Here is a 19,000-nt window from a genome sequence, read left to right on the forward strand (position 1 = left end):
GTCGCCGACGGCACGAGGTGCCGGAACCACAGTGGAGGAGAGATGACGGAACCGGTGTGGGGCCCCGTGCATCGGGACATCGTCGACCTGCTCGCCGACCACCCCGCCGACGTCCCGGCGGTGGTCGACCACCTCACCAAGCTCCAGGACCTGTTGGTCCGGCTGCCTCCGCTGGAGGCGAGCTGCCCGCTGGCCGACTTCAACAAGCTCTATCTGACGATCACCGAGAGCGTGCTGAACGGGCTCTACGACGACCGGTTCGCCGACCCGGTGTTCCTGTCCCGGCTCGACGTGGAGTTCGCCGCGCGCTACTTCGACGCGATGCGGCTGTGGACCGACTCCAGCCCGGGCACGCCGAAGGCCTGGGCGTGCCTGTTCGAGCGGATGCGCGGGCCGGACGCCCGCCCGCTGCCGTCGGCGGCCGCCGGGGTGAACGCGCACATCAACTTCGACCTGCCGTTCGCGCTGGTGACCACGTTCGACAGCCTGGAGTCGGAGCCGGTCGACGGCACCGAGCAGCACCGCGACTACCTCGAGATCAACAACATCTTCGCCGACAAGATCCCCGGCCTGCGGCGCGGCTACCTGGAGCGGTGGCAGTTGCTCATCGACATGCTCAACGGCGACATCGACGACTGGTACCAGGGGGAACTGGTCGAGTACACCCGTGACGTCGCCTGGCGCAACGCGCAGAAGATCTGGCGGTGCCGGCACGACCCGGCCGCCCACGAGTGCGAGCGCGCGCGGTTGGACGACACCGCCGCGGCGCTCGGCCGGCTGCTGCTGTCGCCCCTCGGGGCGTTCCTGCAGTAGCCGGGACGGGGGGTCCCCGCGCTCCGCACCGGCACACGGCGGAGCGCGGGGACGCGTCCGGGGCCGCGTCGCCGGTCGCCGGGCCCCGCCTCGGGGGTGGGGGAGGGCCGGCCGGCCCGGGGGGTGTCGGCCGGCCCGCACGGGGTACGCCCGCGCCGGCCGGTGGCCACAGGTCGGGCTGGCGGCTCCGGTCGGTCCGTCGGGAACGCCCTCCCGCCTGCGGCGGAAGGGCGTTCCGGGTTCGCCGTTCCGGGGGGCGGCCGGCGGGGGACCGCCTACGGTCGGGTCAGGACGGCCGAGGGGCGGGGACGGGGATGGCTGACGAGCACGGGGCGGGGGCGCGGCGCACGCGTGCCCGCCGCCCGCCGCCGGCCGGCCCGGGCCGGGACCTGCGCGCCGCGCGTGATCCCACCCGCCCCGGCCGCCGCGCCGGTCGCCCGGTCGTCGTCCCGGAGGTCGTGGCCAGCCCGAGCCGGCCGGCGGCGCCTCCCGGCCCGCTGCGACGGTGGCTGCTGGTGCACCGGGTGCAGCCGGTGGGCCCCGAGGCGGCGGAGGGGCAGGCGCGCTCGCACGCCTGGTGGCAGGTCATGTGCCTGACGGGGGTGGACTACTTCTCCACCCTGTCGTACCTGCCGGGGATCGCGGCGGTGGCGGCCGGGGCGCTCTCCCCGCTGGCCACCCTGCTGATCGTCGCGCTGACGCTGCTCGGCATGCTGCCGATGTACCGGCGGGTGGCCCGGGAGAGCCCGCACGGGCAGGGCTCGGTGGCGATGCTGGAACGGCTGCTGCCGTTCTGGCGGGGCAAGGTCTTCGTGCTGGTCCTGCTCGGCTTCGTGGCCACCTCCTGGATCATCACGATCACCCTCTCCTCGGCCGACGCCACGGTGCACCTGCTGGAGAATCCGCTGGTGCCCGAGGGGGTCGGCGGAACGGCGGTCGCCGTCGGCGTCACCGTCGGGCTGCTGCTGGTCCTCGGTGGCGTCTTCCTGCTCGGCTTCCGGGAGGCGGTGGCGGTGGCCATCCCGCTGGTCGCCGTCTTCCTGGTTCTGAACGCGGTGGTCGTGGCGGTCTCGGTGGCCGAGATCGCGGCGGATCCGGGCATGCTGGCGGACTGGACCTCGGCGCTGAGCGTGGGCCGGGGCCCCGGCGAGGTGGCGGTGACCGCCGTGCTGGCCTTCCCGCTGCTGGTGCTCGGGCTCTCCGGCTTCGAGACCGGGGTCAGCATGATGCCGCTGGTGGCCGGGGACGGGCCGGACCGCGCGGCCCGGCTGGCGGCGCGGATCCGCAACACCCGGCGGATGCTCGCCACCGCCGCCCTCGTCATGTCGGTCTACCTGGTCTCGACGTCGCTCGTGACCACGGTCCTCATCCCTCCCGGTGAGTTCGCGCCGGGCGGGGCGGCCAACGGCCGGGCGCTGGCGTACCTCGCCCACGAGCACGTCGGGGAGGTCTTCGGCACCGTCTACGACGTCAGCAGCGCGCTCATCCTCTGGTTCGCCGGCGCCTCCGCGATGGCCGGCCTGATCAACATCGTGCCCCGCTACCTGCCCGCCTACGGCATGGCGCCCGAGTGGGGCCGGGCGGTGCGGCCGGTCGTGATCGTCTACACCCTGGTCAGCATCGCGATCACCGTGGTGTTCCGCGCCGACGTCAACGACCAGGCCGGGGCGTACGCCACCGGGATCCTCGCCATGATGGTCTCCGCCGCCGTGGCGGTCACCATCTCCGCGGCCCGCCGCCGGGAGCGCGCCGCCGCCGTCGGCTTCGCCGTGCTCACCCTGGTCCTGCTGTACGCCCTGGCCGAGAACGCCGTCGCCAAGCCGGACGGCATCACGATCTCGGTCCTGTTCATCCTCGGCATCGTCGCGGTCTCGCTGGTCTCGCGGGTGAGCCGGACCACCGAGCTGCGCGCGGAGCGGATCGAGTTCGACGAGCGGGCCCGACGGTTCGTCGCCGACTCGCTGGCGCACGACGGCCGGCTGCACCTCATCGCCCACAAGCGGGCCCGGGGCGCGGTGAAGGAGTACACGGTCAAGGAGCGGGCGCAGCGGGGGATGAACCCGGTCCCGGGCGAGGGCGACATCCTGTTCCTGGAGATCGACGTGGTCGACCCGTCCGAGTTCAGTCAGGTGCTGCGGGTGCACGGCGTGGAGGTCGGGGGCTTCCGGGTGCTGCGGGCCAGCAGCCCGGCGGTGCCGAACGCCATCGCGGCGATCCTCCTGGCGCTGCGCGACGCCACCGGCGTCCGGCCCCACGCCCACTTCGAGTGGTCCGAGGGGAACCCCCTCGTGCACCTGCTGCGCTACCTCATCCTCGGTCGCGGCGACACCCCGCCGGTGGTCCGGGAGATCCTCCGCAAGTCCGAGCCGGACCCGACCCGCCGACCGGGCATCCACGTCGGCGGCTGACCCCGGCACCCCGTTCCGGCCCCGGACCGCACGGGCCGTTCTCCGCCCCGACAAGGTGAATCGTACGTTTATTCATCTTCGGCTGACTTGTCCGAGTTCCGCTCGTATCGTGGCCTTCGGTGGCTGTCGGGATGTCAGTCACCCCGTGCCCGGTTCGGGCCGGTCGTGTCATGCACGAGAGGCAGGGGAAGCCTGATGTCGACGTATCAAGGGGACCGGCGAGCGGCACCAGCCAGGCGGCGGTCCCGGTGGTTCTTAGCCGGCGGGCTGGTGGCGGGAACCCTGGTGGCCGGGGTGGCGGGCGGCGCCGCGGTGGCCGCGGAACGAGCGCTGCCCACCGCGTCGGACACGCCGTCCCTGGTGCTGCGCGGCGACGACTCCGGCGCGGGGCACCGCGACGACCGTCGCGAGCAGGGCCGCGCCGACCTCGGCGGGCAGCACTCCGGCGACCCCGCCGGGCAACCGTCCCGGGATGCCGCCAGGGAGCCGTCCCGGCATGGCGCCGGGGAGCCCTCCGCCGACGCCGCGGGCGAGCGCTCCGGGGACTGGTCGGGTGACCCCGCCGGGGAGCGCCGGGGCGGGGAGGAGGGCCGGCACCGAGGGTCCGGGGCCGGGCGCCGCGGGGAGGTCGAGGTGCCGTGCGACTCGACGAAGCTCATCGCCGCGCTGGTCCGGGCCAACGCCGAGGGCGGCGCGCACCTGCGGCTCGCGCCGAAGTGCACGTACGAGCTGACGCACGCCTTCCAGCAGCCCGACGACTACGACGGCGGGATCCGGGACGCCCGGGAGGCGGCCGACAGCGCCGAGAACCCGGGCGACGCCGAGGCCCCGCCGCGCAACCCGCAGCACGACAGGGCGGGCCTACCGGTCATCTACCACCCGATCACCATCCGGGGCGAGGGCGCCACCATCGAGCGGGACGTGCACGCCGAGGCGTTCCGGTTCTTCACCGTCCGCGACGGCGGAGAACTGACCCTCTCCGACGTCGTGCTGCGCAACGGCCTCTCCGCCGCCGAGGGCGGCAGCATCCACGTCGTGCACGGCGCGTCGGCCGTGGTCGAGCGCACCACCGTCGTCGGCAGCACCTCCCTCTCCGCGGAGGGCGGCGGTGGCGGGATCTTCAACGACGGCAACATGGTGGTCGCCGACAGCACCTTCGTCGGCAACCACGCCGCCGGCACCGCGGGCAAGGGCGGGGGCCTGCTCAACGGCGGCGTGCTGAGCCTGCGCACGTCGGAGTTCCGGAACAACACCGCCGTCGCGTACGGCGGCGGCCTCGGCAACTACCGCGGGGCCGCCGAGGTGCGGGAAAGCACCTTCGCGGACAACAACGCGGCGCAGGGCGGCGGCATCGCCAGCTTCTCGGCCCGGACCAGGGTGGCCGACAGCAAGGTGCTCGGCAACACCGCCCAGACCGGTGGGGGCATCGCCAACTCGGACGCTCTGATCTTCCTGCGCGGCCTGGAGGTGCGCGACAACACCGCCACCGGCAACGGCGGTGGCATCTCCACCTTCCAGGGCCTGCTGCCGCTCGACGACAGCGTCGTGGCCGGCAACACCGCCCGGGGCGCCGGCGGTGGGATCTACGCCGCCAAGTCCAACCTGCTGGTCCGCCACAGCGAGGTCGACTGGAACCACGCCGTCGGCGCGGCGTCGAAGGGCGGCGGGGTGTTCGTGACCCAGGGGCAGGTCTCCCTCTACCGCAGCCGGGTGGCCGGCAACACCGCCACGGTGAAGCCGGGCGGTCTCTTCGCCGACAAGGCCCGGGTCAGGGTCGACGACGAGACCGACATCATCGACAACGAGCCCACCAACTGCGAGGGCAGCCGGGTGCCGGTGGCCAACTGCTTCCGCTGACCGGCCGCCCCCGAGGGGCGCACCCGGCCCTGCTCCCGACGATCGTGAGGATCGTCGTCGGCGCGGGCCGGGTGCGCCCCTCGTCGCGTGCCCGCCGTCCGTTCGCCGTCGGGCCGAGCCCGCCGGCGCGAGCTCGGCTGGTCGGCCGCTCCGGCCGGGCCCAGCGGCCCAACCGGGACATGGAACCGCTGGCGGTGTGGCCGCTGCCCGGGAGAGGTCGCGGCCACACCGGTACGGTTCCACGGGACCGGGGTTCACGAGGTCGGCGTCGTGGCGGACAGTTCGTCGGCCTGGTCGCGACCGCCGTGCTGTGCCGTCCGCTCCCGGACCGCCCTCGGTGAGGCGGGTCCGGGCCGGTTGCGTGCGGCGCGGAGCATGGTGGCGATCAGGATGGCCCCGCCCGCCGTCAGGACGACGCTGACCATCGCGGCGATCCGCATCTCTTGGGTGAAGGCGTCGAAGGCCGGGCCTCGCCGGTGTCCTGGACGGCATCGCGGCCGATCTCGCGCGGCGGGGCATCGAGGCCTGAGTCGCGGCAGGCGGGTTTGTCACGCGGCCCGGATCGTTCCCGAGCGACTCGGAGTCCATCGCGCGGCGATCACCCACGGTGTCGCCGAGGTGCGGCCGCCGCCGGCCGAGCGCGGCTGCCGGGTGCACGACCGAGCGCGGCTACCCACCCTCGCCGACGTGGTGGCCTGCCTGGGCCATCACCCGCGCGCCTTGATGGACGCCACCGAGGTGCGGGTCCGCCGACCGTTCCCGCCGCCCGCTCCGGCAACGTGCCCCGCCTCCGGCGCGGTTCGATCCCGTCGACCTGACAGCCCATCCTCCTAGGACGCCTTAGGGAATGTGCGGCAGACGGCCGGAACGTGCGGCCGGCGGCCGGCGTGGTCGACCCTCGCAGTGCCCGCCCGTCGCCCATCCCGGTGACGTTCCCCGGCCGGCCCACGGACGTCGTCGCTGCCGCGCCCGCGTCGCCGGCGGTTATCACGTTGACGAGCGCTCCGCGCCGTCACTAGGGTCTGCGTCGTGTCCAGCCCCGAGGCGTCCAGACGCCAGCCACCGGTGTCCGGTGGCTGGCCCTCGTTGACGTCGCGCTAGGCGCTGTCGGAACCGGACAGCGTCCCCTTCGGGCGTCCCCGCCACCGGTCGTCGTCGTCCGGCTGTCCCGGCCGGCGGGTCTCCGCGTCACCACCGTCGTGCCGCCTCCGCGCACCGGGATTGCCTCGCGCGGTGGTCTCCGTGCGCCCGGCTGGACGGTTGTCCCGTGCGCCGCCCAGCCGTGGTCCGCCGTGACCCACCCGCGTCCTCTTCATCCATCCACGACGCGGAATGTGGAGTGTCATGCCGATCGCCATCTACCTGCTCGGACTGGCGGTTTTCGCCCAGGGAACCTCCGAGTTCATGCTGTCCGGCCTGGTGCCGGACATCGCCCGGGATTTGCACGTGCCCGTCCCGGCCGCCGGCGCGCTGACGTCGGCCTTCGCGGTAGGAATGATCATCGGAGCGCCGCTGATGGCCGCTCTCAGCCTGCGGTGGCCCAGACGTCGGGCGCTGCTGGTCTTCCTGACCGCCGTCGTCGTCGTGCACGTCGTCGGGGCGGTCACCGACAGCTTCGGCCTGCTGCTGGCCACCCGGGTCGTCGGGGCCCTGGCGTACGCCGGGTTCCTCGCGGTGGGCCTGGCCACGGCGGCCGGTATGGCCGGGCCCGGGGCCAAGGGCCGGGCCGCCTCCGTGCTGCTCGGGGGTCTCACCCTCTCCTGCGTGGCGGGGGTGCCGGCCGGGGCGTTCCTCGGCCAGTTGTGGGGATGGCGCTCGGCGTTCTGGGCGGTGGCCGTCGTCTCGCTGCCCGCCATCGTGGCCATCCAGCGCGCCGTCCCGGGCACGGCACCGGACGCGGCCGTACCGAGCGCCCGGCGCGAGCTTCGGGCGCTGCGCCGTCCCCGCCTGCTCGTGAGCCTGCTCCTGGGCGCCCTGGTGAACGGGGCGACCTTCTGCACCTTCACCTACCTGGCGCCGCTGATCACGGACGTCAGTGGTTACGACCGGACGTGGGTGCCGATCCTGCTGGCCCTCTTCGGCCTGGGGTCGTTCGCCGGTGTGACGGTCGGAGGTCGCGTGTCGGACTCACAGCCCATGCGGGTCCTGGTGCCCGGTGGGGTGGCCCTGCTCGTCGGCTGGCTCCTGTTCGCGGCGACCGCGGCCAGCGCGCCCGCCGCGTTCCTGCTCGTCTTCGTCCAGGGGACGCTCTCGTTCGCGGTCGGATCCACGCTGATCACCCGGGCGTTGTACGCGGCGGCCGACGCGCCGTCGCTGGGCGGCTCCTTCGCGACCGCTGCCCTGAACGTGGGCGCGGCCGTGGGCCCCCTGCTGGGCGGGGCCGCCATCGGCGCGGGGCTCGGCTACCGGTCCCCGCTGTGGGTCAGCGCGCTGCTGGTGGCACTGGCGTTCGTCACCGCCGTACTCACCTGGACGGTGTGGCGGGATGCCGGGACGGAGTCGCCCGCGGGGGTGGTCGCCTCCTAGCCGGGATCGCGGTCCCCCGCCGCCGCACGAGACCGTCCACGACTTCCGGCCCGCGCCCCCCAGGCGCGGGCCGGAGGGGTTCGTCCTACTCGGACGGCTGGGGCAGCTCGCAGTCGACCTTCGGGTTGGCGCCGATGTAGTTCAGCGGCCCGGCCACGATGGTCACCAGGATGGTGCCCGCCTCGGCGCAGTTGGTGTCGTCGCCGCTGTAGTAGCCGCGCTGGCCGGCGGCGACCGCGCCGATGATCAGCCAGATGACGACGAGGACTCCGAATATCGACGTGCCCCGCATCGGTGCCTCCAGAAAGGGTGTGGTGGTTCGAGGTGTCGGACCTTGTACCCAATCGCGTCGAACGACTAACGACGCCGCCGATCGACCACCGGCGGCCCCACCGGCCCGACGGCCCGCCCGGACCAGGCCGCGCCGGTGCGCTATCGGATCGGCGACCGACGGCGCCGGTGCGCTATCGGATCGGCGACCGACGGCGGCGCGCGGCGGCCCGGCGGGCGTACAACTGCGTCGGAGCACGGCGCAGGAGGACACCATGGACGCCCCGACCCCGCACCTGTACGTCGACCGCCCCGAGGACGTCGCCGCCGCGGCCCGCGCGCTGGCCGAGGGCGCGGTGGTGGCGGTGGCGTTCGGGAACTTCTACGCGCTGGTGAGCCGCCCGGACGCGGCCACCGTGCGCCGGGTCAACGTCGCCAAGGGCCGGCCGGCCGAGCAGGTCGGCAGCATCACCACCGCCTTCGGGCGGATCCCCGCGATGTTCGACTGGTCGCGGCTGCCGCACCGGCTGCCCGCGCACCGGGTGCGGCAACTGATGGGTGTCCTCTACGGCGCGGGCCCGTTCGGCTTCCGTGGTCCGGCCGTGGACGGGCTGCCCGTCCACCTCACCCGGCACGACCGGGGCGTACGCACCACGCAGGTGATCGCGCCCGGGCTGGCCTGCCCGTCGAACGTGTTCCTCGCGCGGGCGGTCGCCGAGACCGGGGTGGGCTACCTCCACGTCACCTCGGCGAACCGCTCCCGGCACCTGACCGGGGCCGCCGAGGAGCCGGCGCACTGGAAGGCCGAGGGCATCGCCGAGGACTTCGCCCACCTCGACGACCTGGTGGTGCTCGCGCACCGCGACGAGGCGGCGGCCCGGGCGGCGCACCCCGGGCACCTGCCGGCCTCGGTGACGGTGCTGTCGTTCCACGCCCCGGCCGGGGAGCCGGAGGAGCCGCCGGTGCTGACCGTCGACCGGCACGGCTCGCTGCACGTCGACGACGTGCGCCGGGCCGCCGCGCCGCTCGGCCTCCAGGTGCGGCTCGGTCCCACCGCCGGTCGGCGCCTGCGGGTCCGGGGGTACGCGGAGGCGATGGTCTGACCGGGTACCGCTTCGGGCTGGTGGTGTCGGGCGCCCCACGGCTGCCGCCCGGGGGACTGGCGGGCCTCGGTCCCCGGGTGCCCCGCGTCCTGCCCGAACGTTCCGAATGCCCGACGTCCCCGGATGCCCGACGTCGCGGCGTCCGGATGAGCGGACGCCGCGACGTCGGTGGCATCGGGTGGATCGTGTCGTGGCGCCGCCCCGGTTCGCGGGGAAGCGCCATCGCGCCGCCGCCGGCGCGGCGGCGGCCCCGGGGGTCAGGCGTCGCCGCCGCCCACCGGCAGCGCGGCGGCCGCCTCCTGCGGGGCACCGGCGAGCACCTTCGCCTGCTGGGGCCAGGTCGCGAGGCTCGGCGCGGCCCGCAGCCCGGCTCCCCGGATCGTCTCCCGCAGCGCGGCCTCGTCCAGCTCCGCGAGCTGCCCGTACGTGCGGATGCCGGCCGCCTGCAGCGCCGCCGCCATCTTCGGGCCGATGCCCTGGATGCGGCGGAAGTCGTCGGCGGCGTCCGCGTCGGCGGCGTCCGCGTCGGCCGCGGGCCGCACCGGCGGGGTCGCCACCGCGCTACGTGCCGCGGGCACGACCACCGGCTCGCCCGGCTCGTCCGCGGGCGGCTCGGCCGGCTCGTTCACCGGCTCGGCCGGCGTGGTCGCCGCCGGCGTCGCGTCCGGTTCGGCGGAGGCGGCGGGAGTCGGCTCCGCCGCTCGGGCGGCTGCGGGGACGGGCTCGGTCTCGGGCTCCGCCTGGGCGGGGATGGCGGCGGCCGGGACGGGCTCCGGCTCGGTCTCGGGCTCCGCCTGGGCGGGGATGGCGGCGGCCGCGACGGGCTCCGGCTCGGTCTCCGGCTTCGCCTGGGCGGGGACGGCGGCGGCCGGGACGGGCTCCGGTTCGGTGGCCGGGGCCTCGCTCGGGGCGACGGCCGGCGCCGGCTCCGGTGCGTTCGCGGCGACGGGTTCCGGCTCGGTGGCGGTGGCCGGCGCCTCGGCGGGGTCGGGGTCGACGGGGCCGGTCAGCCCGGCCGCCGCGGGCAGCACGACCTCGGCGTCCGGCCGGTGATCCGGGGTGGTGTCGAGCGGCGCGGTCGCCGGCACGGGGTCGGTGTCGGGCGCCGGCACCGGGTCGCCGGTGAGCGCCATGTCGGCCGGGTCGACCTCGTCGGTCCGGCCGGCGTCGGTGGCGACGACGGTGACCGGGGCGGCGCCGGCGTCGGCCGGGGCGTCGGGGGCGGGCACGGGGTCGGCGACGGCGTCGGGGGCCCGGTCGAGGGTCACCTCGGGGCGTACCTCGTCGGTGGTGGCGGCGGGCGGCGGGTCGACCACCACGGCGGTCATGCCGGCGACCGGGTCACCCTCCACCGTGGGTGATCCGTGCCCGGCGGCGCCCTGCCGGCCGCGCCAGAACCAACCGCCCGCCACACCCACCAGCAGGGCCACGATCAGTATCAGCCAGTGCCCGAATGACCACGCCACGGCAGACCTCCTATTCGTTCGCGTCGAAACTCCGAGAAAAAACTCGCCGCAGCTTCGCACACGCGCCCTACGGGCGACAGGCAGGATCCGCCGGTCACGGCGGGGATGGGACGGGTTGCACCGGCGGTGTCCGGCGGGCAACGGACCGTCGTCACGCGGCCTCTTCCGCGCACGGTGCCGGACGGACACGGGGGGACCCCGGCGTCGGGCGGGCGCCGGGGTCCGGGTCGGACGGTCAGTCCTCTTCGCCCCGATAGGTGTAGAAGTCGTTGACGAACTTGCGCGCCAGTCGGGGCACCCGGCTGGTGACGCCGAAGTAGCCGCGTGCGCCGAGCAGCGCGAGGCGACCGACGACGGGCTTGTACATCCGGTCGTCGCCGTTGGTGCCGCTCCGGTTGAGCGAGTCGGCGACCCGGGCGAAGCCGTACGGCAGCATCGCGGCCTCGTAGTCGGCCACCGCCTGGAGCAGCGTCTTGTCGCCGGCCGCGGCCTGCCGGAGCTGCCGGCAGAGCAGGGCGGCGTCGCGCAGCGCGGTGTTGGCGCCCACGCCGCGCCCCGGGGTCATGGTGTGGATGGCGTCGCCGAGCAGGGTGACGGTGCTGCTCTTCCACGGCGGCACCGGCTCGCTGGTGGACACCCGGATCGGCAGGGCGCTGCCCGGGTCGCTGCGGGCGAGCAGTTCGCGCAGGTTCGGGTGCCAGTTGCGGGTGAGTTGGAGGGCGAGCAGGACGAGGTCCTCGCCGCGGCGCTGCATGACGTCGGGCGGGAATCGGCGGGCGGTGCTCCAGATGACCAGGTTGATGTTGTCGCGGGTGGTGTCGTGGCGCAGCCCGGGCCAGTCGACCAGCAGGGCGGCGTCGGCGGGGTCGACGCCGGGTTTCAGCGTGCCGTCGCCGTTCCACTTGAACTCCATCACGTGCAGCACGCCCATCATCCCGCCGGTGCCGAAGATCAGCGAGATGCCCTGCTCGATCCGTTCGGGCAGCAGTTGGCGGGTGTGCGGGGTCAGGGGGATGCGGGTGGCGATGTTGACGGTGCCGGCGTCGCGGGTGACCGCGTGCGGCAGGTACTGGCGGCGTACGGCGGAGTGCGTGCCGTCCGCGGCGACGAGCAGGTCGCCGGTGGCGGTGCTGCCGTCGGCGAAGTGGGCGGTGACGGTGCCGTCGTCGCGTTGCTCGTACCGGGTGAAGGTCTTGTCGAAGTGGACGGCGTCCTCCATGCCGGTGAGCAGGACCTGGCGCAGGGTCATCCGCGCCACGGACCGTTCGGTGTCCACCGGGTCGGTGTCGGGTCGCAGGGTGAACGAGGCCGTCTGGCGCATCCGCTGGGTGATGACGTTGAAGTAGCGGGGAGAGCGGGCGCAGGTGGCCAGGTAGGTGTCGAACAGCCGTGGCGGCAGGCACTCGCGCAGGGCGCGGCTGCCGGTGGGGCCGATGCCGACGCGGTAGCCGAGCAGTCCCTCGCCGCGGGTGCGGTACTTCTCGTAGACGGCGACGCTGATCCCGGCGCGGCGCAGGCCGTGGGCCAGGCACAGTCCGCCGGTGCCGGCGCCGATGATCAGGACGTGGGGTGGTCTGGGCGACATGGCGACCACCCGCTCAGCCGGCCGCGTGCGGGGACGGCGCGTCGGCGGCGTCCCAGCGGTAGAAGCAGCCGGCGATCGCGTCGCGCGGCGAGCGCCAGGTCGGCAGGTACGGCGAGGTGTGCGCGGACAGACGCTCGTTGACCTGGCGGTACAGCGGGTGGTTGCGGGCGCCGGCCAGGGCGTCCGGGTCGGCGTCCGCGGTCTCCATCAGGTGGACGCACAGGTCGTGCAGGCAGTACAGGGAGCGGTGTCGGACCCCGGTCAGGGCGGGCAGTTCGGTCGCGTCGGACTCGGCGAAGATCTGCGCGACCCGACCCTCCGCGCCCGGGATGATCCTGCTGACGATCAGTAGACGGCTCATGGGACCCCTCTCGCCGGTGGCGCTCCGCGAGCGGTGTCGGAGACCACGGACTGTTGTGCGGCCCACCCTGCCGGGGCGGCTGTCACCTGCCCGTCACGCGCGTCGCCGCGGCGGTGACGCCGGGGAGTCCGGCGCGATGCCGGTCGTCGTGGCGGTCGGGCCGGTCGTCAGCGGGCGCGGGGTGCGACCCGGGCGGGCGGCGTGCGGTGCGGCGGGGCCGGGGTGTCGCGGGTGGCCTCCCGGATGGGCGCGAGGGTGTCGTCGAGCAGCGCGGTCATGGCCGCGGAGGGTTCGAGTCGCAGTTCCCGCAGCAGCAGGTCGCGGTAGACGTAGAAGGCGTGCACGGCCTCGAAGGCGTTGCCCTCGGCGAGGTGGATGCGCACCACCAGCCGGTGCGGGGTCTCGCGCAGCGGCTCGGCGGCCATCGCCTCGAGCGCGGCCTCGAGGGCCTGTCCGTGCCGGCCCGCCGCCAGGTGCTGGCCGGCCAGTTCCTCCAGCATGTGCAGCCGTAGCTGGCGCAGCCGCTCGCGGTCGGCGAGGACCCAGTCGTCGTACCAGCCGGGGAGCAGGTCGTGCCGGCCGGCGGCGAGGGCGGCGGCGGCGCACGGGTCGTCGCCGTCGCGCACCCGCGCGGCCGTGCCGATCAGGGCGTCGACGTCGACCCGGACGGCGGGGCCGAGGCGTACGGTGTCGCCGGCGGTGGTGAGCGGGCAGCAGGGGTCCTGGCGCAGCCGCCACAGCGCGGTCCGCAGGGACGACAGCGCGCGGTCCTCGGGGGCGTCGGGCCAGAGCAGCCCGGCGAGGTGGCTGCGGGTGGCGCCGGGGCGCAGCCCGATCAACGCGATGACCCGTTGCAGGCCGCGCGGCACCACGACGGGGGCGTCCCCGTGCAGCAGTCGGAAGCCGCCGAGCAGGTGCAGCGATATCTCGGTGCCGGGGCGGCGCCCGGTGGTGGGCATCGACGGATCAGCGGCCACGGCGGCACCCCCTGCGGAACGCTCGTCCCGACTCCTCTGCTGTCCCGGCGCGGCTGCCCTTGACCCCACTGTCGGGTCGCTCCGCCGCGGCACGGCGTCGCGCCGCGGCCGCCGGGCTGACCGTGACGAAGATTATCAATAGTGGTCACTCTCGGTCAACGTGTCGTAGGGGATCCGACTGTCGGCGGCGAGTCCACGAAAACGGTTCTGAACTGCGGATAGTCCTTCGTGGCTGGTGGGGGTTTACAGCGGATACACAGCATGCGTCAACGCAACGTCACGAAGTGGCGTCGTCGGCCGGCGGGCCGCGGTGACGCCGCCGTGACGCCCGTGGCCGCATCGTGTCGCCAGTCGTCCGGCTCGGCCGGCGCCGTCGTCACCGACGTCGGCTGCCGTGGAGGGAGGCCCGCCCATGGACCGTTCGCTGATCGTCGCGAAGGTGGTGCCGAGCGCCGAGGCGCGCGTCGCCGAGATCTTCGCCGAGTCCGACGCGACGGAGCTGCCGCGCCTGGTCGGGGTGCGGCACCGGTCGTTGTACCGGCTGGGTGACCTCTACGTGCACCTGCTGGAGACGGACGCGCCGGCCGGGGCGGCGGTGGAGGCGGCCCGGGGGCACCCCGAGTTCGCGCGGGTGAGCGACCGGCTGCGCCCGTACGTCTCGCCTTACCTGCCGACGTGGCGGGAGCCGCGCGACGCCATGGCCCGGTGCTTCTACCGCTTCGACGCCGCGCCCGCCGGGCGGCCGTCGTGACCGCCACCGCGCCCCGGGAGGGGCAGCTCTGGTCCCGCTGCGGCGGCTGCGCCACCCTGCTGTACCGCAAGCGGCTGCGCCGCAACCTCGACGTCTGCCCGGAGTGCGGCACGCACGCCCGCCTCGACGCGCCGGAGCGGCTGCTCCAGCTCGTCGACCCGGGGTCGTTCACCGCCCTGCCGGACCGGCCGGCGGAGGTCGACCCGCTCGGCTTCGTCGACCTGCTGCCGTACCCGCACCGGCTCACCGCCGCCCGGGCCGGCACCGGCCTGGCCGAGGCGGTCGTCTGCGGCACCGCCACCATCGGCCGGCATCCCTGCGCGCTCGCGGTGATGGACTTCCGCTTTCTCGGCGGCAGCCTCGGCTGCGCTGTCGGGGAACTGATCACCCGGGCCGCCGAGCGGGCGCTGGAGGACGGCACGCCGCTGATCCTGGTCACCGCCTCCGGCGGCGCGCGGATGCAGGAGGGTGTCCTGTCGCTGATGCAGATGGCCACGGTCAGCCAGGCGGTCGCCGCGCTGCGGGAGGCGGGGCTGCTCACCGTCAGCGTCCTCACGGACCCGACGTACGGGGGAGTGGCGGCCTCGTTCGCCACCAACACCGACGTGGTGCTCGCCGAGAGCGGCGCGCGGATGGGCTTCGCCGGTCCCCGGGTGATCCGGCAGGTCACCGGCCGGGCGCTGCCGGAGGGCTTCCAGACCGCCGACTTCCTGCTGCGGCACGGGCAGGTCGACATGGTGGTGCCCCGGCACGCCCTGCGGGGCCGGCTGGCGGCGCTGCTCGCCGCGGCCCGGGCGGGGCGCCGGCCGGCGGCGCGTCCCGCCGTACCCCGGCAGGAGCGGTCGCCGGTCGTGGCGCCGCCGGCCGGCGGGGCGGGTGCCGCGACGGCGCCGGGCCCGGCCGACCCGCCGGGCGGCGACGCCTGGGAGACGGTGCGGCTGGCCCGGCACCCGGGTCGACCGACCACGCTGGACTACCTGGAGTCGGCGTTCGACGGCTTCGTCGAGCTGCACGGCGACCGGCTCGGCGCGGACTGCCCGGCCGTGGTCGGCGGACTGGCCCGGCTGGACGGCCGGCCCGTCATGGTGATCGGTCACCAGAAGGGCCACACCACCGCCGAGCTGGTCGCCCGCAACTTCGGCATGGCCAGCCCGGCCGGGCACCGCAAGGCGCTGCGGCTGATGCGGCTCGCCGCCCGCCTCGGCCTGCCGGTGGTCACCCTGGTCGACACGCCCGGGGCGGATCCGGGCGTGGACGCCGAGGAGCAGGGGCAGGCGGCGGCCATCGCGGAGAACATCCTCGCCCTGGCCGTGCTGCCCACGCCCGTCGTCGCGGTGATCACGGGCGAGGGCGGCAGCGGCGGCGCGCTGGCCCTCGCGGTGGCCGACCGGGTGCTGATGCTCCAGCACGCCGTCTACTCGGTGATCAGCCCCGAGGGCTGCGCCGCCATCCTCTGGCCGGACCGGGGCGCCGCCCCGCAGGCGGCGCGCGCGTTGCGGCTGACCGCGCCCGACCTGTGCCGCCTCGGGGTGGTCGACGACCTCGTGCCGGAGCCGGCCCCGGCCGCGCACCACGAGCCGGAGGCGGCCGCGCGGGCGCTGCGGGCGGCGGTGTCGGCGGCCCTGCTGCCGCTGCTGGACGTGCCGCCCGCCACGCTGGTCCGGCGCCGGCGGCAGCGGTTCCGGCGCTTCGGCGCGGCCCGCGTCGGCGCCCGGGCGGGTGCCCGGTGAGCGCGGGCGGCGCCCCGGTCGACACCGCGCCGGCGGGCACGGAGTCGGCGTCCGGGGTGGACGCGGTGCTGGCCGGGCTGCGGCGGCACGTCCGGGATCTCGTCGCCGAGCTGGCCGGCCCGGTCCGCCGGGTGCGGCTGCGCAGCGGCGACACGGTGCTGGAGGTGGAGTGGCACGGCGGGCCGCCCGTGGAGGCGCCGGAGGCGGTGCCCGTCGTGGCGCGGCCCGCGCCGCCGCCCGCCGACGACGCGCCGGGCCGGTACGCGGTGCGCTCGCCCATCGTCGGCACGTTCTACCGGGCGCCGGAGCCGGGCGCCGCGCCCTTCGTCGCCGTCGGCGACCTGGTCCGCCCCGGGCAGGTCATCGGCATCGTCGAGGCGATGAAGCTGATGAACGAGGTGACCGCAGACCGGGGCGGCCGGGTCGCCGAGGTCCTCGCCGCCGACGGTCAGCCGGTCGAGTACGACCAGCCGCTCGTCGCGCTGGACCCGGCCTGAGGCGGGGCGTGATGTTCGAGAAGGTGCTGATCGCCAACCGGGGTGAGATCGCCCTGCGGGTGCTGCGCGCCTGCCGCGAGCTGGGGGTGCGTACCGCCGTCGTCTACTCCACCGCGGACGCCGACTCCGCCGCGGTGCGCCTCGCCGACGAGGCCGTCCTGATCGGGCCGCCGGCCAGCCGGCGCAGCTACCTCAACGCCGCCGCGATCGTGGAGGCGGCCCGGCAGGTCGGCGCGCAGGCGGTGCACCCCGGCTACGGGTTCCTCTCGGAGGACGCCGACTTCGCCGAGATCTGCGCCGACAACGGGCTGACGTTCATCGGTCCGCCGCCGGAGGTGATGGCCGCGCTGGCGGACAAGTCCTCGGCGCGGGCGCTGATGCGCCGCGCCGGTCTGCCGCTGCCGCCGGGCAGCGTCGCGCCGGTGCCCACCGCGGCCGCGGCGGCGGAGGTGGCCGCCGAGGCGGGCTACCCGGTGATCGTCAAGGCGGCGGCCGGCGGCGGCGGCCGGGGCATGACGGTGGTCGCCACCCCGGCCGAGCTGCCCCGGGCGTACGCGCGGACCAGGGCCGCCGCGCAGGCCGCGTTCGGCGACGACCGGGTGTACGTGGAGCGGTTCCTGACCGGCGCCCGGCACGTCGAGGTGCAGTTGCTGTGCGACTCGCACGGCAACGGGGTGCACCTGGGCACGCGGGACTGTTCGGTGCAGCGCCGGCACCAGAAGCTGGTGGAGGAGGCGCCCGCCCCCGCGTTGTCGGCCGGCACGCTGGAGGCCATCGCGGAGTGCGCCCTGCGCGGCGCGCTGTCCGCCGGCTTCACCGGGGCCGGCACGGTGGAGTTCCTGGTCGACCCGGACGAGCGGTTCCACTTCCTGGAGATCAACTGCCGGATCCAGGTCGAGCACCCCGTCACCGAGATGATCACGGGGATCGACCTGGTGCACGAGCAGTTGCACATCGCCGCGGGGGTGCCGCTGCGCTGGCGGCAGGAGGACGTCCGCCCGTACGGGGTCGCCATCGAGTGCCGGGTCAACGTGGAGGACCCGGACCGCGGGTTCGCGCCGACCCCCGGCCGGCTGGACCGCTTCGTCCCGCCCGGCGGCCCGTTCACCCGGGTCGACACGCACGGCCACGCCGGCTACCTGTTCGGCCCGTACTACGACTCGCTGCTGGCCAAGGTGGCGGTGTGGGCGCCGGACCGGGAGCTCGCGCTCAACCGGCTGGAACGCGCCCTCGACGAGTTCGACGTCGCCGGCCCCGGGGTCCGTACCACCATCCCGTTCGTCCGGCGGGTGCTCGACGACGCCGGGTTCCGCAAGGGCCGCTACTCCACCGGCCTGGTCGACCAGTTGCTCGCCGGCCCGTCCGACGCACACCACAGGAGGCTCCGTTGACCGTCACCCATGGCCGTCCACTGACCGCCGAGATCACCGACATCCTGGTAACCAACTGCGGGCTGGACGCCGAGGCCGCCGCCCGCGCCCCGGCCGCGTCCCTGGAGGAACTCGGCATGGACTCGCTGGCGCTGCTCGAACTCTCCGCCGTGGTCGCCGACCGGTGGCAGGTGCGGATCCCCGAGGAGGCCGGGCAGCTCAGCATCGCGGGGGTGGCCGAGTTGGTGGCCCGCCGCGCCGACCCGCCCGGACACACCGAGAACAGCGTGCTCATCGCCGCGCCGCTGCCGCTGGTCTGGGACGTCACCAACGACGTGGCCGGCTGGCCCGAGCTGTTCACCGAGTACGCCCGGGCGGAGATCCTGGACGGCGACGGCGACACCGTGCGGTTCCGGCTCACCATGCACCCCGACGAGAACGGGGTGGCGTGGAGCTGGGTCAGCGAACGCACGGCCGACCCGGCCACCCGGCAGGTGCGCGCCCGGCGGGTGGAGACCGGGCCGTTCGAGTACATGCGCATCCACTGGCGCTACGCGGAGGAGCCCGGCGGCACGCGGATGACGTGGGTGCAGGACTTCGCGATGAAGCCGACCGCGCCGGTGGACAACGCCGGCATGACCGACCGGATCAACGCCAACAGCGCCGTGCAGCTCGCCGTCATCCGGGACAAGATCGAACGCCTGGCCCGCGAGGGAACGGCTGGCCCGGCCCCCGCCGCCGCGGCCGCCACCACGCCCGGCCCGGCCCCGGCCGCGCGCACCGCCGACGAGGCGACGGGAGCCGGCGATGAGTGACCAGACCCTGCGGCTGGTCGCCGCCGCCGCCGTCGCGCCGGACAGCCGCCGTGGCGGCGAGCTGCGGGTGCTGCTCGGCCCGAAGACCGTCGGCAGCACGTCCGGCTTCATGGGGGTGGCGACGCTGCGCCCGGGGGAGCGGATCGCCGAGCACTACCATCCCTACAGCGAGGAGTTCCTGTACGTCGCCCGGGGCGCGATCACCGCCGACCTGGACGACGAGCCGGTGCCGCTGGCCGCCGGGGAGGCGCTGTTCGTGCCGCGCTACGTCCGGCACCGGCTGCGCAACACCGGCGACGAGCCGGCCGAGGTGGTCTTCCACCTCGGTCCCCTCGCCCCCCGGCCCGAACTCGGCCACGTCGACACCGAGCTCGTCGAGCAACGGGGCGGGTCGTGAGCGCGAGGAGTGAGCCGGGGTTGCGAGCCCCGCAGTCGCGAACCGAGGTGGCGTCGTGAGCGCGAGGAGTGAGC

At 75.3% G+C, this 19,000-nt stretch carries 17 protein-coding genes; 11 read left to right on the forward strand and 6 right to left on the reverse strand.

The genetic code is table 11. From position 1 onward, the window contains the following. Positions 1 to 42: 42 nt before the first annotated feature. From ACFY23_RS26345 to ACFY23_RS26355, 3 genes are all read left to right on the forward strand, one after another. A complete protein-coding gene (locus tag ACFY23_RS26345; protein WP_350686424.1) occupies positions 43 to 813 on the forward strand; it encodes a DUF5995 family protein in 771 nt (256 codons plus the stop codon). A gap of 314 nt (positions 814 to 1,127) precedes the next feature. Then, positions 1,128 to 3,221, forward strand: coding sequence for an amino acid transporter (locus ACFY23_RS26350; RefSeq protein ID WP_350686425.1), 2,094 nt, complete (start codon positions 1,128 to 1,130; stop codon positions 3,219 to 3,221). A gap of 195 nt (positions 3,222 to 3,416) precedes the next feature. Then, positions 3,417 to 5,078 (forward strand): hypothetical protein, encoded by a 1,662-nt coding sequence (locus ACFY23_RS26355; RefSeq protein WP_350686426.1) that lies wholly within the window; start codon positions 3,417 to 3,419, stop codon positions 5,076 to 5,078. Between the two features lie 254 nt (positions 5,079 to 5,332). On the opposite strand, the gene ACFY23_RS26360 is transcribed toward ACFY23_RS26355, so the two are convergent. Further along, a complete protein-coding gene (locus tag ACFY23_RS26360) occupies positions 5,333 to 5,503 on the reverse strand; it encodes a hypothetical protein (RefSeq protein ID WP_350819385.1) in 171 nt (56 codons plus the stop codon). Positions 5,504 to 6,422: 919 nt separating this feature from the next. On the opposite strand from ACFY23_RS26360, the gene ACFY23_RS26365 reads away from it, so the two are divergent. Then, positions 6,423 to 7,604: a Cmx/CmrA family chloramphenicol efflux MFS transporter gene (locus ACFY23_RS26365; RefSeq protein ID WP_350819386.1), complete on the forward strand. Its 1,182-nt coding sequence runs from the start codon at positions 6,423 to 6,425 to the stop codon at positions 7,602 to 7,604. Between the two features lie 85 nt (positions 7,605 to 7,689). Here the strand turns inward: ACFY23_RS26365 and ACFY23_RS26370 are convergent, their stop codons facing one another. Then, on the reverse strand, positions 7,690 to 7,896 hold the full coding sequence (locus ACFY23_RS26370; RefSeq protein ID WP_091095227.1) for a hypothetical protein: 207 nt from the start codon (positions 7,894 to 7,896) through the stop codon (positions 7,690 to 7,692). A gap of 253 nt (positions 7,897 to 8,149) precedes the next feature. On the opposite strand from ACFY23_RS26370, the gene ACFY23_RS26375 reads away from it, so the two are divergent. Beyond that, a complete protein-coding gene (locus ACFY23_RS26375) occupies positions 8,150 to 8,977 on the forward strand; it encodes a hypothetical protein (RefSeq protein WP_350686232.1) in 828 nt (275 codons plus the stop codon). Between the two features lie 257 nt (positions 8,978 to 9,234). Here ACFY23_RS26375 and ACFY23_RS26380 read toward each other — a convergent pair whose 3' ends face one another. The 4 genes from ACFY23_RS26380 to ACFY23_RS26395 all read right to left on the reverse strand — a co-directional run bounded on the left by ACFY23_RS26380 (position 9,235) and on the right by ACFY23_RS26395 (position 13,366). Beyond that, a complete protein-coding gene (locus ACFY23_RS26380) occupies positions 9,235 to 10,443 on the reverse strand; it encodes a helix-hairpin-helix domain-containing protein (RefSeq protein ID WP_350686233.1) in 1,209 nt (402 codons plus the stop codon). 235 nt (positions 10,444 to 10,678) lie between these two features. Continuing rightward, positions 10,679 to 12,028, reverse strand: coding sequence for an NAD(P)/FAD-dependent oxidoreductase (locus ACFY23_RS26385; RefSeq protein ID WP_350686234.1), 1,350 nt, complete (start codon positions 12,026 to 12,028; stop codon positions 10,679 to 10,681). A 13-nt stretch (positions 12,029 to 12,041) separates the two neighbouring features. Next, positions 12,042 to 12,389, reverse strand: coding sequence for a TcmI family type II polyketide cyclase (locus tag ACFY23_RS26390; RefSeq protein ID WP_350686236.1), 348 nt, complete (start codon positions 12,387 to 12,389; stop codon positions 12,042 to 12,044). 167 nt (positions 12,390 to 12,556) lie between these two features. After that, positions 12,557 to 13,366 carry a BTAD domain-containing putative transcriptional regulator gene (locus ACFY23_RS26395; RefSeq protein ID WP_350686238.1) on the reverse strand — a complete coding sequence of 270 codons (810 nt, stop codon included), beginning with the start codon at positions 13,364 to 13,366 and terminating at the stop codon, positions 12,557 to 12,559. Positions 13,367 to 13,778: 412 nt separating this feature from the next. Between ACFY23_RS26395 and ACFY23_RS26400 the strand changes: the two genes are divergently transcribed. Genes ACFY23_RS26400 through ACFY23_RS26425 form a run of 6 tightly spaced genes read left to right on the forward strand, consistent with a single transcriptional unit; the run spans position 13,779 to position 18,926 of the window. Further along, positions 13,779 to 14,117, forward strand: coding sequence for a TcmI family type II polyketide cyclase (locus ACFY23_RS26400; RefSeq protein WP_350686239.1), 339 nt, complete (start codon positions 13,779 to 13,781; stop codon positions 14,115 to 14,117). Then, complete coding sequence (locus ACFY23_RS26405) at positions 14,114 to 15,847, forward strand: acetyl-CoA carboxylase carboxyltransferase subunit alpha (RefSeq protein ID WP_350819388.1); 1,734 nt, start codon at positions 14,114 to 14,116, stop codon at positions 15,845 to 15,847. The genes ACFY23_RS26400 and ACFY23_RS26405 overlap by 4 nt, the downstream gene beginning before the upstream one ends. After that, entirely contained in the window at positions 15,844 to 16,344 is a 501-nt protein-coding gene (gene accB / locus ACFY23_RS26410) for an acetyl-CoA carboxylase biotin carboxyl carrier protein (RefSeq protein ID WP_350686004.1), read from the forward strand. Before ACFY23_RS26405 ends, accB begins: the two co-directional genes overlap by 4 nt. Before the next feature lie 11 nt (positions 16,345 to 16,355). Continuing rightward, positions 16,356 to 17,735, forward strand: coding sequence for an acetyl-CoA carboxylase biotin carboxylase subunit (locus ACFY23_RS26415; RefSeq protein WP_350686003.1), 1,380 nt, complete (start codon positions 16,356 to 16,358; stop codon positions 17,733 to 17,735). Beyond that, positions 17,732 to 18,529, forward strand: coding sequence for an SRPBCC family protein (locus tag ACFY23_RS26420; RefSeq protein WP_350686002.1), 798 nt, complete (start codon positions 17,732 to 17,734; stop codon positions 18,527 to 18,529). Before ACFY23_RS26415 ends, ACFY23_RS26420 begins: the two co-directional genes overlap by 4 nt. Then, positions 18,522 to 18,926 (forward strand): cupin domain-containing protein, encoded by a 405-nt coding sequence (locus ACFY23_RS26425; protein ID WP_350686000.1) that lies wholly within the window; start codon positions 18,522 to 18,524, stop codon positions 18,924 to 18,926. Before ACFY23_RS26420 ends, ACFY23_RS26425 begins: the two co-directional genes overlap by 8 nt. Positions 18,927 to 19,000: the final 74 nt, after the last annotated feature.

This window comes from Micromonospora sp. NPDC000121 (genome assembly GCF_042899165.1).
Taxonomy (GTDB): Bacteria; Actinomycetota; Actinomycetes; order Mycobacteriales; family Micromonosporaceae; genus Micromonospora.

Excerpts from the sequence above, each read along its gene's own strand:
- ACFY23_RS26365 (WP_350819386.1), top strand. The coding sequence starts at position 6,423 with ATGCCGATCGCCATCTACCTGCTCGGACTGGCGGTTTTCGCCCAGGGA.
- ACFY23_RS26360 (WP_350819385.1), bottom strand. The coding sequence starts at position 5,503 with ATGGTCAGCGTCGTCCTGACGGCGGGCGGGGCCATCCTGATCGCCACC.
- ACFY23_RS26345 (WP_350686424.1), top strand. The coding sequence starts at position 43 with ATGACGGAACCGGTGTGGGGCCCCGTGCATCGGGACATCGTCGACCTG.
- ACFY23_RS26370 (WP_091095227.1), bottom strand. The coding sequence starts at position 7,896 with ATGCGGGGCACGTCGATATTCGGAGTCCTCGTCGTCATCTGGCTGATC.
- ACFY23_RS26425 (WP_350686000.1), top strand. The coding sequence starts at position 18,522 with ATGAGTGACCAGACCCTGCGGCTGGTCGCCGCCGCCGCCGTCGCGCCG.
- ACFY23_RS26355 (WP_350686426.1), top strand. The coding sequence starts at position 3,417 with ATGTCGACGTATCAAGGGGACCGGCGAGCGGCACCAGCCAGGCGGCGG.
- ACFY23_RS26415 (WP_350686003.1), top strand. The coding sequence starts at position 16,356 with ATGTTCGAGAAGGTGCTGATCGCCAACCGGGGTGAGATCGCCCTGCGG.
- ACFY23_RS26400 (WP_350686239.1), top strand. The coding sequence starts at position 13,779 with ATGGACCGTTCGCTGATCGTCGCGAAGGTGGTGCCGAGCGCCGAGGCG.
- ACFY23_RS26375 (WP_350686232.1), top strand. The coding sequence starts at position 8,150 with ATGGACGCCCCGACCCCGCACCTGTACGTCGACCGCCCCGAGGACGTC.
- ACFY23_RS26385 (WP_350686234.1), bottom strand. The coding sequence starts at position 12,028 with ATGTCGCCCAGACCACCCCACGTCCTGATCATCGGCGCCGGCACCGGC.
- ACFY23_RS26390 (WP_350686236.1), bottom strand. The coding sequence starts at position 12,389 with ATGAGCCGTCTACTGATCGTCAGCAGGATCATCCCGGGCGCGGAGGGT.
- ACFY23_RS26350 (WP_350686425.1), top strand. The coding sequence starts at position 1,128 with ATGGCTGACGAGCACGGGGCGGGGGCGCGGCGCACGCGTGCCCGCCGC.